The organism is Aliivibrio sp. 1S128 (genome assembly GCF_001691065.1).
Lineage (GTDB): Bacteria > Pseudomonadota > Gammaproteobacteria > Enterobacterales > Vibrionaceae > Aliivibrio.
This window is the reverse complement of record NZ_MAJV01000158.1, coordinates 2,738-3,382: the sequence shown is the minus strand read 5'-3', so window position 1 is coordinate 3,382 and position 645 is coordinate 2,738. Positions and strand designations below refer to the sequence as shown.

At 35.7% G+C, this 645-nt stretch carries 1 protein-coding gene; it reads right to left on the bottom strand.

Features of this window, described 5'->3' with window-relative positions; all coding sequences use genetic code 11:
- Positions 1 to 25 precede the first annotated feature (25 nt).
- On the bottom strand, positions 26 to 571 hold the full coding sequence (locus tag A6E03_RS18350; protein WP_065601477.1) for a DUF4823 domain-containing protein: 546 nt from the start codon (positions 569 to 571) through the stop codon (positions 26 to 28).
- Positions 572 to 645: the final 74 nt, after the last annotated feature.

The window sequence follows — 645 nt, the reverse complement described above, 5'->3', positions numbered from 1 at the left end:
TTGATGCATTTGTTATATCGTGTACTTAATTTTGAACTGGTACTGCAAAAAGAGTATCAATATACGCGTTAACTGGCTCAGGTAATAAGTCTTGAGGATGATCGCCACCCAATGTTGCAAGTCCGCTTGAACCATCAATAATCGCCGAGCTTAGTTCAACATTATTTTTAATACCCCAAGTTACAATTTTCACTTCAACTTTATCAACTTTATCAGCTTTAGCCGACCATTCCGTTGCACGATCTTCCCAATGCATAATTGTTGGGTAAAACAAATAATCTGAACCATTACTTTCAGCAAGCTTAATCGATTCTTTAAATGATCCAGCTTCGTTAGCAAGAGTGATATCGTTCATTTTAGTAAGTAAACCAGACTTAATAACATTACTTAATAATACGCCTGAACCTTTATAGTCTTTCTCGCCATAACGTCCATCTTCTGATAATGCGACATAAACAGATGAACTTGCTGGTATTTTATTAACTACTTCGGTATTAGAAACATTTAAATTATGAGAGTCAGCGCAGCCCGCTAGAGTAGCAATAAAACCTAGAACCAATAATTTTTTCACAATAGTGTCCTTATAAGAATTAGGGCTAAATATTACCACACAATACAGTTGCCCAAAAAACGATATAACGCCTG